This is a genomic window from Roseivivax halodurans JCM 10272, from assembly GCF_000521785.1.
In the GTDB taxonomy this organism is placed as follows: Bacteria; Pseudomonadota; Alphaproteobacteria; order Rhodobacterales; family Rhodobacteraceae; genus Roseivivax; species Roseivivax halodurans.
The window spans coordinates 161,010-174,059 of sequence record NZ_JALZ01000002.1 but is presented as its reverse complement, the minus strand read 5'-3'; the positions used below and the strand labels follow the sequence as shown (position 1 = coordinate 174,059).

Below are 13,050 nucleotides of genomic sequence, written 5' to 3'. Positions count from 1 at the left end.
CGCCACGACCCGTCCGAAATGTCGCAATGGGTCAGGCCCGGATCAGCCGACATGCACCAGCGTCGCGAAGAGCTTGGGATCGAGGCTTTCCGCGGCAAAGAGGTCGCCTTCGGTCAGCACCGACACCGCGTCGTGGCTGTGCAGGCTCTCCTGATGCGAGGCGATGACGCGGAAATCTGCGATCCGCGCATCCCCTTGCAGGGCCTCGGCAAAGAGGCGCGCGGCATCCTCGACGAAGATCGGATTGGCGCCGTTCAGCTCTGCAAAGGCCTGCTCGTCCTCGCGCTTCACCATCACCTGCGTCTCGGTCGGCACGGCCGAGCGGCAGAGCTCGATCAGGTCCTCGAACCACAGGCAATCGTCGCCCGTGAGCTCGACCGAGATCCGCGCCACCGACCGCTGCGAATGCGGCGTCGCAAGGACTCCGCGCTCGCGGCGCGCGTGTTCCGAGAGCTCGAGCGAGCAGGGGCAGGTCGAGGAATAGACGAAGTCGAGATGCATGATCTTGCGGCGGACGCCGTCCGTCTCGACGAGTTCGAGCGCGATGTCGTAATACTGGTAGCCCGACAGGCCCGAGCGCAGGCTCTCCACCGCCACGGGAAAGCGCAGACGCATGTTGATGCGGGCATCGAAGCTCTCGAGATCGGTCTTGTAGTCGTTGAGCGCCGCCTCGATCGTCTCGAAGCTGAAGGTCTTCTCCGCATGGGCATAGAACGAGCGGATGATCCGGGACATGTTGATGCCCTTCTTGTCCGCCTCGAGGCTGACGGACCCGGTCACCGAGGTCTCGAGCACCACGTCGCCGTTGTCGCGGGTGTGGTAGTGCACCGGCAGCCGGAAGTTCGAGATGCCGACATGCTGGATCGCACGTTTCGCGCCCCGGATCAGCGAGGAGGGGCCGTTCTGCAGATCGGGAAGCGTCGCCTTGTAGCTCGCGTCGACCCGGAAATCGTGATCGTAGGACCGGGTCAGCGGCGGATAGGCGGGCCGCGCATCGGCGCCCGGCACCAGCCCCGCAAGCGCCGGTTCGAGATCGGCGATCTCGCTGTCATGCGCCTTGCCGGCCCATTGCCTGAGAAGGGCGAGAGCCTTCTCGGCTTCCTCGCGGCTCGGCTTGCGGTCGATATCCGGGGTGTGAACGTTCATTACGATGGTCTCCAGCAGGTTCCCGGGCGACAGGTAGTGACCTTGCGGCATAATTCCATCGCGCCTCCGTCCGGCGCGGCGCGATCTCGGCCCGATGGGTGCCGGGTACGGGGCGTTTTGGGCGGGATTGTGGCTGATTTCATCTGAAAGCCCCAACCCCGCTGTGCTGTCACAAAATCGCGAGAGCTCCGAGCAGATCCTCCGCGAGGTCCTCTTGGTCTTCGAGGCCGACCGACAGGCGTATCAACCCGTCTCCGATCCCGAGCATTTCGCGCGTTTCGGGCGCCAGCCGCTGATGCGTCGTCGTCGCAGGATGCGTCGCGATCGACTTGGCATCGCCGAGATTGTTCGAGATCAGGATCACCTCGAGCGCGTTCAGCACCGCAAATGCGGCCACCTTCCCGCCCGCGACCTCGAAGGACAGCATCGTGCCGCCCGCCCCGGTCTGGCGCCGCGTGAGGTCGTGCTGCGCATGTGTAGGCAGGCCGGGATAGATCACCCGCGTCAGAGCCGGATGTCCCGAAAGACGCTCGGCGAGCGCCTGCGCCGTTCCGGTCTGCGCGCGGACCCTCAGGTCGATCGTCTCGAGCCCCTTCAGCAGCACCCAGGCCGTGAACGGGCTCATCGAGCCGCCGGTATGCTTCATGTAGGGCTCGACGGTCTTGCGGATGAACTCGGTCGTGCCGAGGATCACTCCGCCGAGCGTGCGCCCCTGCCCGTCGATATGCTTGGTCGCCGAATAGATCACCACGTCCGCGCCCTGCGCGATCGCGTCCGAATAGACCGGCGTCGAGAAGACGTTGTCGACGATGACCGTGGCGCCGCGATCATGCGCGAGCTTCGCCACCGCCTCGATGTCGATCACCTCGAGCGTCGGGTTCGACATCGATTCGAAGAACACCGCCCGCGTGTCGTCCCGGATCGCCGCCTCCCACGCCGGAAGGTCGGTGCCGTCGACCAGCGTGACCTCGACGCCGTAGCGCGGCAGGATCTCCTCGAGGATATAGAGGCACGAGCCGAAGAGCGCCCGCGCCGCGACCACGTGATCGCCCGCCTTCAGCATCGACACGAGCGCGCCGTTGACCGCCGCCATGCCCGACGCCGTCGCGAAGCCGTCCTCGGCGCCTTCGAGCAGCGCGATCCGCTCCTCGAACATCCGCACTGTCGGGTTGCCGTAGCGGGCGTAGATGTATTCGTCGGGGCCCGCATTCTGGAACCGCGCCTCGGCCTGTTCGGCGCTGTCGTAGGCGAAGCCCTGGGTCAGGAACATCGCCTCGGACAGCTCACCCCATCCGCTGCGCTTCGTGCCGCCATGCACGAGGTTCGTGCGGGTGCGGCGGGTCCGGGTCTTGCTCGGCGTATCCTTCATGTCGTCCTCCTCGCCGGCCTGGCCCGGCGGATGAAAAAAGCCCCGTCCGCGGCCAAGCGAAAGGGGCTCTTTCGACTGACCTCTTTAGCGGGAGAGTTTAACGTGGCCCGCAATCCGGTAACAAATCGCCACGGTGCGATCCGGCTAGTGCCGAAAGGTCGCAGGGTCAATCCCGTCATCGATCTGTCGCCTCATCTTCACGGAACCATTACCAGGCACCAATAGGGGCTACGCACAAGATGTAGTGGAGCTTCTCGCATGCCCGTCATCCGCGTCAGCGCAAGGAATGGAATACCCGGTCCTGCCGGCGGACCCCAATCGCTGAGCCGGGCACTCGACGCGGCGCTCTCGGACCCCTCCGTCGGCGCCGGACCGGTCACGGTGATGGTGCACGGCTTCAAGTACGCGCCGGGTTGCGAACGCCATTGCCCGCACGAGACCATCTTTTCGCTCACTCCCAGATTCCGCGATGTCGACAGGCGCATCGTATCCTGGCCCCGGCATCTGGGCTTCGGCCGTCCCGGTCCCGATCGCGGCCTTGCCATATCGTTCGGCTGGCCCGCCCGGGGCTCGATCTGGAACGCTTATGACAACGCGGATCGCGCGGGCGACGCGCTGGCCCGGCTTCTCGCCGAACTTCGGGAGCGCTGCCCGCACACTCCGCTTCACGCGGTCGGCCATTCTCTCGGAGCGCGGGTCGTGCTCGACGCCCTGACGAAATCGGCCCCCGGAGCACTCGACTGGGCGCTGCTTCTCGCTCCGGCGGAATTCTCGGCCCCCGCCCATGCGGCCGTGGAAAGCCCGGCGGGCCGCACCGCCAAGGTGCTCGCGGTCACAAGTCGCGAGAACGACGTCTTCGATCTCATGATGGAGCTCTTCGTGTCCGCTCTGCGGCGCGGCGACAGCATGCTCGGCCACCGCGGATTGCGCGCCTCGAACGCGCTCACCATGCAGATCGACCACGCACCCACACTCGCCGCGCTCCGCGCCGCGGGCCACAGACTCGGCGCCCCCGAGGGTCGGGTCTGTCACTGGTCGCCCTATCTGCGGCCGGGCGCCTTCCCGCTCTACCGCGCGATCATCGAGGGCCGGCTCTCGTTCTCGCGCCTCCGCGCGATCCTGCCCGAGGACACCGATCCCCGCTGGGCCCGCATCCTGCCCCGCTTCGCCACGGCGCAGACCGCTCCGGGCTAGACCCGCCCCGCCCTTCTTCTTGAGAGAAATATCCCGGGGGTCCGGGGGCAGCGCCCCCGGCCATTTCAGAACGGCACGTCGTCCGCCGCACAGATGAAGCGGGAGACGACCTTCTTGGTGCCCGCCTTCTCGAAGGCGACCTCGACCTTGTCGCCCTCGACGCCGATCACCGCGCCGTAGCCGAACTTCTGGTGGAAGACCCGCTCGCCGATCCCGTAGGCAGCGACGGCGGTCATGTCGATCACCTGGTTGCGCTCCTCTCGGGGCTGGCTCACCGGGCGCTCGCCGGACCGCGCCTGAAGCCGTTTCCAGCCGGGCGAATTGTAGACGTCGGCGCGGTGCACGCGCTCGTCGATGCCGCTCTGATTGCGGGTCATGATCTCCGGCGAGGCGCTCGCCGCCATGCCCGCCGCGCCGTATCCGCCGCCATAAAGCCCCGGCGGCGTCAACACCTCCACATGGGCCTCGTCGAGCTCGTCAATGAAGCGCGAGGGCAGCTGGCTCTGCCACTGGCCAAAGACGCGGCGGTTGCCCGCAAAGGAGATCGTGCAGACCTCCTCGGCCCGCGTGATGCCGACATAGGCGAGCCGCCGCTCCTCCTCGAGGCCCTTCAGCCCCTGCTCGTCCATCGAGCGCTGCGACGGGAAGAGCCCGTCCTCCCAGCCCGGCAGGAACACCGCCGGAAACTCGAGGCCCTTCGCGGCGTGCAGCGTCATCACCGACACTTTCGCGCCGCCCTCGTCGGTCTCGTTGTCCATGACGAGCGCCACGTGCTCGAGGAACCCCGAAAGGTTCTCGAAGCCCTCGAGCGCCTTCACCAGTTCTTTGAGGTTCTCGAGCCGTCCCGGCGCCTCCGGCGTCTTGTCGTTCTGCCACATGGCCGTGTAGCCGCTCTCGTCGAGTACCGTCTCGGCCAGCTCCATGTGCGTGAGATCGTCGCTCCCGGCGAGGCGGCCCCAGCGGTCGAGATCGTCCACCAGCACCCGCAGGGCCGCGCCGCCCTTGCCCTTAATCGCCTCTTCGGCCACCGCGATCCGCGCGCCCTCGACGAGGGAGACGCCCCGCTCGCGGGCGGTGCGCTGGATCACCTGCTGCGCCTTGTCGCCGAGCCCGCGCTTGGGCGTGTTGACGATGCGCTCGAAGGCGAGATCGTCCTCGGGCGAGACCACCAGGCGGAAATAGGCCATGGCGTCGCGGATCTCCATCCGCTCGTAGAAGCGCGGGCCGCCGATCACCCGGTAGGGCAGCCCGATGGTGAGGAACCGGTCTTCGAAGGCGCGCATCTGGTGCGAGGCCCGCACGAGGATCGCGCAATCGTCGAGGCTGAAGGGCCGCATGCCGCGGGTGCCCTGCTGCATCGATTCGAGCTCCTCGCCGACCCAGCGCGCCTCCTCGTCGCCGTCCCAGTGGCCGATCAGGCGCACCTTCTCGCCCTCGTCCACCTCGGTCCAGAGCTTTTTGCCGAGGCGCCCCTCGTTGCCCGAGATCACCGAATGGGCCGCGGCCAGGATATGCGGCGTCGAGCGGTAGTTCTGCTCGAGCCGCACCACGTGGGCGCCCGGGAAGTCCTTCTCGAAACGCAGGATGTTGCCCACCTCGGCGCCGCGCCAGCCGTAGATCGACTGGTCGTCGTCACCGACGCAGCAGATGTTGCGATGCCCCGCCGCAAGCAGGCGCAGCCACATGTACTGCGCCACGTTGGTGTCCTGGTACTCGTCGACGAGGATGTAGCGAAACCAGCGCTGGTATTGCGTCAGCACGTCGTCGTGTTTCTGGAAGATCGTGACGCAATGCAGCAAGAGATCGCCGAAATCGGCCGCGTTCAACTCCTTCAGCCGCGCCTGGTACTCCGCGTAGAGCCGCGGGCCCTCGTGGTTGTAGGCACCCGCATCGGCGGCGGGCACGCGATCGGGCGTGATCGCGCGGTTCTTCCAGTCGTCGATGATCCCGGCGAGCTGGCGCGCGGGCCAGCGCTTCTCGTCGATATTCGAGGCCGAGATGAGCTGCTTCATCAGCCGGATCTGGTCGTCCCGGTCGAGGATGGTGAAGTTCGATTTGAGGCCTACGAGTTCCGCGTGCCGGCGCAGCAGCTTCACGCAGATCGCGTGGAATGTGCCGAGCCACGGCATGCCCTCGACGGTCTGGCCGAGCATCTGGCCGACGCGGGTCTTCATCTCGCGAGCGGCCTTGTTGGTGAAGGTGACCGACAGGATCTCGTTCGGCCGCGCCTTGCCCTGATTGAGCAGATGCACGATTCGCGCCGTCAGCGCCTTGGTCTTGCCGGTGCCCGCGCCCGCGAGCATCAGGACGGGGCCGTCGAGCGTCTCGACCGCCTCGCGCTGCGCCGGATTAAGCTCGTCGAGATACGGGGCGGGCCGCGCCTGCATCGCGCGCGCCGCCAGCGACGCGCCTTCGAAGGCGTCCATGTCGTCGAAACTGCTCATGCGACAAAGATAGCGCGGCCGGGGTCCGAGATAAAGCGGCAGTTCGCGCTATGTTCCGCCTTCGGGTGCAATTTGAACCGCGGGCCATCGCGCCGGCCGCGATGCGCCGCGAGTTGAGCTTGTGTGGATCTCGCTCTAACTTTCTGCAAAGCAGAAAACCGGGGACGCACCACATGGCCGATTTCCAGAAGATCCTCATCGCCAATCGCGGCGAGATCGCGATCCGCATCATGCGCGCCGCGAACGAGATGGGGAAGAAGACGGTCGCCGTCTTCGCCGAGGAGGACAAGCTCGGCCTGCATCGGTTCAAGGCGGACGAGGCCTACCGCATCGGCGAGGGGCTCGGACCGGTTCAGGCCTATCTGTCGATCCCCGAGATCATCCGCGTCGCCAAGCTCTCGGGTGCCGACGCGATCCACCCGGGCTACGGACTTCTGTCAGAGAACCCCGAATTCGTCGATGCCTGCGACAAGGCGGGCATCACCTTCATCGGCCCGCGCGCCGAGACGATGCGGGCGCTTGGCGACAAGGCCAGCGCGCGGCGGGTTGCGATGGAGGCGGGCGTGCCCGTCGTTCCGGCCACCGAAGTGCTCGGCGACGACATGGACAAGATCCGCGCCGAGGCGGCCGAGATTGGCTATCCGCTGATGCTCAAGGCCTCGTGGGGCGGCGGCGGCCGCGGCATGCGGCCGATCAATTCCGAGGACGAACTCGCGGACAAGGTCAAGGAGGGTCGGCGCGAGGCCGAAGCCGCCTTCGGCAACGGCGAGGGCTATCTCGAGAAGATGATCGAGCGCGCCCGCCACGTCGAGGTACAGATCCTCGGCGACAAGCAGGGCAACATCTACCATCTCTACGAGCGCGACTGCTCGGTCCAGCGGCGCAACCAGAAGGTCGTGGAGCGGGCTCCTGCCCCGTATCTCTCCGCAGCCCAGCGCGAAGAGCTCTGCGAGCTCGGCCGCAAGATCTGCGCCCACGTGAACTACGAATGCGCCGGCACCGTCGAGTTCCTGATGGATATGGACACCGGACAGTTCTACTTCATCGAGGTGAACCCGCGCGTTCAGGTCGAGCACACCGTGACCGAGGAGGTCACCGGCATCGACATCGTGCAGGCGCAGATCCTGATCGCCGAGGGCAAGTCGCTGACCGAGGCGACCGGCAAGGCCTCGCAATACGACGTCTCGCTCAACGGCCACGCGCTTCAGACGCGGATCACCACCGAGGATCCGACGAACAACTTCATCCCGGACTACGGTCGCATCACCGCCTATCGCTCGGCGACCGGCATGGGCATCCGGCTCGACGGCGGCACCGCCTATGCGGGCGGCGTCATCACCCGCTTCTACGATTCGCTCCTGGTGAAGGTTACCGCCTGGGCGCCGACGCCCGAGAAGGCCATCGCGCGCATGGACCGGGCCCTGCGCGAATTCCGCATCCGCGGCGTCAGCACCAACATCGACTTCGTCGCGAACCTGCTGCGGCACCCGACCTTCCTGTCGAACCAGTACACGACGAAGTTCATCGACACGACGCCCGAGCTCTTCGACTTCAAGCCGCGTCGGGACCGCGGCACCAAGGTGCTCACCTACATCGCCGACATCACCGTGAACGGGCACCCCGAGACCGAAGGCCGCACCAAGCCGGCCGCCGACATCAAGGTCCCGCGCGCGCCCGAGACGTCCGGCTCGGCGCCCGACGGCACGCGCCAGCTTCTCGACCGCGAGGGTCCGCAAGCTGTGGCCGACTGGCTCGCGGCGCAGAAACAGGTCCTCATCACCGACACAACGATGCGGGACGGGCACCAGTCGCTGCTCGCGACGCGGATGCGCTCCATCGACATGGTCAGGGTCGCGCCCGCCTATGCCGAAAATCTCTCGGGGCTCTTCTCGGTCGAATGCTGGGGCGGCGCGACCTTCGACGTCGCCTACCGCTTCCTGCAGGAATGTCCGTGGCAGCGCCTGCGCGACATCCGCGCGCGCATGCCGAATATCATGACGCAGATGCTGCTGCGCGCATCGAACGGCGTCGGTTACACCAACTACCCCGACAACGTCGTGCGCTCCTTCGTGCACCGCGCGGCCGAGTCCGGTGTCGACGTCTTCCGCGTCTTCGATTCGCTCAACTGGACCGAGAACATGCGTGTCGCGATGGATGCGGTGCTCGAGAGCGGCAAGGTCTGCGAAGGCGCGATCTGCTATACCGGCGATATCAACGATCCGGACCGCGCGAAATACGATCTCAAATACTACGTCTCCATGGGCAAGGAGCTGCGCGAGGCCGGCGCGCATATCCTCGGGCTCAAGGACATGGCGGGGCTGCTGAAACCCGCCGCCGCCGGCCCGCTGATCCGCGCGCTCAAGGAAGAGGTCGGCCTGCCGGTCCATTTCCATACCCACGACACCTCGGGCGCCGCGATCGCGTCGGTCATGGCCGCCGCCGAAGCCGGCGTCGACGCGGTCGATGCGGCGATGGACGCGCTCTCGGGCAACACGTCGCAGCCGACGCTCGGCTCGATCGTCGAGGCCCTGCGCTTCACGGAGCGCGAGACCGGGCTCGACATCAAGCGCATCCGCGAGATCTCGAACTACTGGGAACAGGTGCGCGCGCAATACGCGGCCTTCGAGAGCGCGATGCAATCGCCCGCCTCCGAGGTCTATCTGCACGAGATGCCGGGCGGCCAGTTCACGAACCTCCGCGCGCAGGCCCGGTCGCTCGGGCTCGAGGACAAGTGGCCCGAGGTCGCCCGGACCTATGCCGACGTGAACCAGATGTTCGGCGACATCGTGAAGGTCACGCCCTCGTCGAAGGTCGTCGGCGACATGGCCCTGATGATGGTGAGCCAGGGCCTGACCCGCGCCGAGGTGGAAGACCCCAAGCGCGACATCTCCTTCCCCGATTCGGTCATCGACATGATGAAGGGCAATCTCGGCCACCCGCCGGGCGGTTTCCCGGAGGGCATCCAGAAGAAGGTGCTCAAGGGCGAGAAGCCGCTCGAGGACCGCCCCGGCAAGCACCTGCCGCCCGTAGACCTCGACGACAAGCGGCGCGAGCTCGCGGAGGCCTTCGAGGATGTCGAGTTCGACGAGGAGGATCTCAACGGATACCTGATGTATCCCAAGGTCTTCACCGACTACGTCGCGCGACACGAACTCTACGGCCCGGTGCGCACCCTGCCGACAAAAACCTTCTTCTACGGCATGACCCCGGGCGAGGAGGTCACCGCCGAGATCGACCCCGGCAAGACGCTCGAGATCCGCCTCGTGACGGTGGGCGAAAGCAACGAGGGCGAGGTCCGGGTCTTCTTCGAGCTGAACGGCCAGCCGCGCACCGTGCGCGTGCCCGACCGCAAGGCGACGGGAGGCGCCGCCGCACGGCCCAAGGCCGAGCTCGGCAATGCCGCCCATGTGGGCGCGCCGATGCCGGGCGTGGTCAGCCAGGTCGCGGCCGAGGCGGGCAAGCCGGTGAAGGAGGGCGACCTCCTCCTCGTCATCGAGGCGATGAAGATGGAGACCGGCCTTTACGCCGAGCGCGACGCGACGGTGAAAGCCGTCCACGTCCATGCCGGCGGCCAGATCGACGCCAAGGATCTGCTGATCGAGTACGAGGAGTGATCACCCGGCGTCACGGAAAGCCGAGCCCGGGGGAGGCGGGCATGACGCCGCGAAAGCCGCGGGGTCTGCCCGAATTTTCTGCTTGCAGGGGCCCGGTACAGACTTTAAATGCCGCCCACACCCAATGGTAAGCGGGCGTAGCTCAGGGGTAGAGCATAACCTTGCCAAGGTTAGGGTCGGGCGTTCGAATCGCCTCGCCCGCTCCATCGGGGTGTAAGATCGGCCGGAAGCGGCCTGGAGCGCGGGTGTAGCTCAGGGGTAGAGCATTACCTTGCCAAGGTAAGGGTCGGGCGTTCGAATCGCCTCACCCGCTCCAATTTCTTCCTTCGTCAGACGTCTGTACGCGAAGCGCCGCTTCGCGTGCGAGGGCTCTGCCCTCGCGCTCCCGGGATATTTCGATCAAGAAGAAGACAGGGGCCGGACGCGACTCAGAACGCCTTGAAGGTCAGCGTCGTCAGCGAACGTTCGATGCCCGGGATGTCGAGGAGGCGCTCGTTGATGTACTTGCCCACGTCCTCGCCCGCCGGAATGTAGAGCTTCATCAGCAGGTCCCATTCGCCGGAGGTCGAGAAGAGTTCCGAATGCATCTCGCGCAGCGCGATCTCTTCGGCGACCTTGTAGGTCCGGCCGGGGGTGCAGCGGATCTGGACGAAGACGCAGACGGTCATGGCAGGGCCCTCGGGCAAGTCTCGGATGAGCCGGACGCTGGCACAGCCGTCACGCGGGCACAATGGCGCGCGGGCGCCCCCTTGGCCTTGGCAGACGCGGAGCCTATACCCGGGCAGGCCGTAGCGAGCAGCGACAGGAGAGACCATGCGGACCGCCCGCATCACAAGGCAGACCGCCGAGACCGACATCTCCGTCGCGCTGACGCCCGACGGGACCGGGAGCTATCGCAATGCGACCGGCATCGGGTTCTTCGATCACATGCTCGACCAGCTGGCGCGGCACGCGCTCTTCGATCTCGAAGTGGATTGCAAAGGCGATCTGCACATCGACGACCATCACAGCGTCGAGGATGTCGGGATCGCGATCGGGCAGGCGCTGCGCGAGGCGCTCGGGGACAAGCGCGGCATCCGCCGCTATGGTGAATGCCATCTGCCGATGGACGACACGCTGGTGCGCGCCGCGCTCGACCTCTCCGGCCGGCCGTGGCTCGGCTGGGACCTGCCGTTCCCGACCGAGAAGATCGGCACTTTCGACACCGAACTCGTGCGCGAGTTCTTCCAGGCGCTGGCGACCCATGGCGGGATCACCCTGCACGTGGACCTGATCCGCGGGGTCAACAGCCACCACATCGCCGAGGCCGCCTTCAAGGCCGTGGCGCGGGCCCTGCGCGATGCGGTCGAGACCGATCCGCGCAAGGCCGACGCCATCCCTTCCACCAAGGGCGCGCTCTGAGGCGCGCCTGCCAGACCGACCGACGGGCCCCATGCTGACAGCGATCATCGACTACGAAAGCGGCAACCTCCACTCCGCCGACAAGGCCTTCCAGAAGATGGCCCGGGACACCGATGCCGGAGAGGTCGTCGTGACCTCGGAAGCGGAAACGGTCGCAAAGGCAGACCGGCTCGTCCTTCCCGGCGACGGCGCCTTCCCCGCCTGCGCCGCGGCGCTCGCCGCGAGCGGCGTGCAGGAGGCGATGGTCGAGGCCGTGGAAAAGCGCGGCATCCCCTTCATGGGCATCTGCGTCGGTATGCAGCTCATGGCGCGTACCGGGCACGAATACGAAGAGACGCGCGGCCTTGGTTGGGTCGACGGCGAGGTGATGAAGATCACCCCCGCCGATCCCGCGCTGAAGGTCCCGCATATGGGCTGGAACGACCTTCTGATCGACCTGCCGCATCCTGTGATGGAGGGGATCAGCAGCGGCGACCACGCCTATTTCGTGCATTCCTACCAGATCCGGATGGCCGATCCCTCGCAGCGGATCGCGCATGTCGATTACGGCGAGCAGGTCACCGCCATCGTCGGCGACGAGAACCGCATCGGCCTGCAATTCCACCCCGAGAAGAGCGGCGAGACCGGCCTGAGGATGATCGCGAACTTCCTCGCCTGGCGCCCGTGAAGGCCGGCGGGGACGCGCGCGCGGTCCTCAGCTGGTCGTCGGGCAAGGATTGTGCCTGGGCGCTGCATGTCTGCCGCCGGGACGGGCTCGCGGAAATCGGCGCGCTCATGACCACTGTCAACGGCACGGCGGAGCGGGTCGCGATGCACGGCACGCGCCGGGCCCTCCTGCAGGCGCAGGCCGAGGCGTTGGGCCTGCCGCTGATCGAGATCGCCCTGCCCTGGCCCTGCAGCAATGCCGATTACGAACGGATCATGGGCGAGGCCTGCGCCCGGCTCGTGGCGGACGGGTTCGGCACGGTGGTCTTCGGCGACCTCTTCCTCGAGGACATCCGGGCCTATCGCGAGACGCAGCTGGCGGGCACCGGGCTCGCCCCGTTCTTTCCGCTCTTCGGCTCCGACACAAGCGCCCTTGCGCGGGAGATGATCTCGGAAGGGGTCGAGGCCCGCGTCGTGACCTGCGATCCCGCTCGCCTCGACGAGAACTTCGTCGGCCGGCTGTGGGACGCGGACTTCATGGCCGACCTGCCGGAGGGCGTCGATCCCTGCGGGGAGAACGGCGAGTTCCATACCTTCGTGACGAACGGCCCGGGATTCGCCGCGCCGATCCCGCACCGCGTCGGCGAGACGATACTGCGCGACGGATTTCTCTACGCCGACCTGCTTGCCGACTGAAGCGCTCCGTCCCGCCAATCTGCACGCAGGGGCGGACAGCAGGGCCCGCCCCTTTTCCTCACTGCAGGCGCGACCAGGTCTGGCTCGAACAGAGCAGACCGCCCGCAACGCAGCCCGAGAGCTTCAGCGTATCGCCGGCCAGGTTCATCTTGCCGAGATAGACCTTGTCGTTCGAGGGGCGCCAAACGCGGCCCTCATAGGCACCTCCGCCCTGCGGCACCATGTTGATGACCAGCACCTTGCCCTTGTTGGGCGAGTCGTATTCCCCGCTCGAATCGAAGGTTCGGTGGATCACCCCGCAGAGCTTGTCGCCGCAGGGCGTCATTGCGACATGGGCGTAGGAGCCGTCGTCGGTCTCGGTCTTCCAGATGCCCTCGACCGGGTCCGCCGCCGCCATGCTCGCGCCCATCACCAATGCGGCCAGCGCCGCGCCGATACGTGTCATTCCTGATCTCCTCCTCATGGATATCGCGACGGAAAGCGTGGCGCCGCGGAGGCCGTCCGATCAAGAATGACGCGAGGTCGCGTTGCGTGTGCCGTT

At 66.8% G+C, this 13,050-nt stretch carries 10 protein-coding genes, 2 tRNA genes and 1 riboswitch; of the genes, 7 read left to right on the top strand and 5 right to left on the bottom strand.

Annotated features, from left to right (window positions below; all coding sequences use genetic code 11):
• Positions 1-42: 42 nt before the first annotated feature.
• Together folE2 and metZ are read right to left on the bottom strand one after the other, a co-directional pair.
• Entirely contained in the window at positions 43-1,146 is a 1,104-nt protein-coding gene (gene folE2, locus OCH239_RS03215; protein WP_037258621.1) for a GTP cyclohydrolase FolE2, read from the bottom strand.
• Positions 1,147-1,315: 169 nt separating this feature from the next.
• Positions 1,316-2,515 (bottom strand): O-succinylhomoserine sulfhydrylase, encoded by a 1,200-nt coding sequence (metZ, locus tag OCH239_RS03210; protein ID WP_051489211.1) that lies wholly within the window; start codon positions 2,513-2,515, stop codon positions 1,316-1,318.
• Between the two features lie 63 nt (positions 2,516-2,578).
• Positions 2,579-2,657: riboswitch (SAM riboswitch) on the bottom strand.
• Positions 2,658-2,773: 116 nt separating this feature from the next.
• On the opposite strand from metZ, the gene OCH239_RS03205 reads away from it, so the two are divergent.
• Complete coding sequence (locus tag OCH239_RS03205) at positions 2,774-3,709, top strand: alpha/beta hydrolase (protein WP_051489210.1); 936 nt, start codon at positions 2,774-2,776, stop codon at positions 3,707-3,709.
• A 65-nt stretch (positions 3,710-3,774) separates the two neighbouring features.
• Here OCH239_RS03205 and OCH239_RS03200 read toward each other — a convergent pair whose 3' ends face one another.
• Positions 3,775-6,153, bottom strand: coding sequence for an ATP-dependent helicase (locus tag OCH239_RS03200; protein WP_037258618.1), 2,379 nt, complete (start codon positions 6,151-6,153; stop codon positions 3,775-3,777).
• A gap of 173 nt (positions 6,154-6,326) precedes the next feature.
• On the opposite strand from OCH239_RS03200, the gene pyc reads away from it, so the two are divergent.
• The 3 genes from pyc (at position 6,327) to OCH239_RS03185 (ending at position 10,083) form a co-directional block, all read left to right on the top strand.
• Positions 6,327-9,767 (top strand): pyruvate carboxylase, encoded by a 3,441-nt coding sequence (pyc, locus tag OCH239_RS03195; RefSeq protein ID WP_037258616.1) that lies wholly within the window; start codon positions 6,327-6,329, stop codon positions 9,765-9,767.
• Positions 9,768-9,898: 131 nt separating this feature from the next.
• A tRNA-Gly gene (locus tag OCH239_RS03190) sits at positions 9,899-9,973 on the top strand.
• 35 nt (positions 9,974-10,008) lie between these two features.
• Positions 10,009-10,083: transfer RNA gene (locus OCH239_RS03185), tRNA-Gly, on the top strand.
• Positions 10,084-10,195: 112 nt separating this feature from the next.
• Here the strand turns inward: OCH239_RS03185 and OCH239_RS03180 are convergent.
• Entirely contained in the window at positions 10,196-10,435 is a 240-nt protein-coding gene (locus OCH239_RS03180; RefSeq protein WP_037258613.1) for an Lrp/AsnC ligand binding domain-containing protein, read from the bottom strand.
• A gap of 145 nt (positions 10,436-10,580) precedes the next feature.
• Between OCH239_RS03180 and hisB the strand changes: the two genes are divergently transcribed.
• From hisB to OCH239_RS03165, 3 genes are read left to right on the top strand one after another with little or no spacing between them, the layout of a single operon-like run.
• Positions 10,581-11,168, top strand: a complete 588-nt coding sequence (gene hisB / locus OCH239_RS03175; RefSeq protein WP_037258611.1) for an imidazoleglycerol-phosphate dehydratase HisB — start codon at positions 10,581-10,583, stop codon at positions 11,166-11,168.
• A gap of 31 nt (positions 11,169-11,199) precedes the next feature.
• Positions 11,200-11,835 (top strand): imidazole glycerol phosphate synthase subunit HisH, encoded by a 636-nt coding sequence (hisH, locus tag OCH239_RS03170; RefSeq protein WP_037258608.1) that lies wholly within the window; start codon positions 11,200-11,202, stop codon positions 11,833-11,835.
• Positions 11,832-12,509: a Dph6-related ATP pyrophosphatase gene (locus OCH239_RS03165; protein WP_037258605.1), complete on the top strand. Its 678-nt coding sequence runs from the start codon at positions 11,832-11,834 to the stop codon at positions 12,507-12,509. The genes hisH and OCH239_RS03165 overlap by 4 nt, the downstream gene beginning before the upstream one ends.
• A 58-nt stretch (positions 12,510-12,567) precedes the next feature.
• Here the strand turns inward: OCH239_RS03165 and OCH239_RS03160 are convergent, their stop codons facing one another.
• On the bottom strand, positions 12,568-12,954 hold the full coding sequence (locus OCH239_RS03160; RefSeq protein WP_037258602.1) for a DUF2147 domain-containing protein: 387 nt from the start codon (positions 12,952-12,954) through the stop codon (positions 12,568-12,570).
• Positions 12,955-13,050 lie beyond the last annotated feature (96 nt).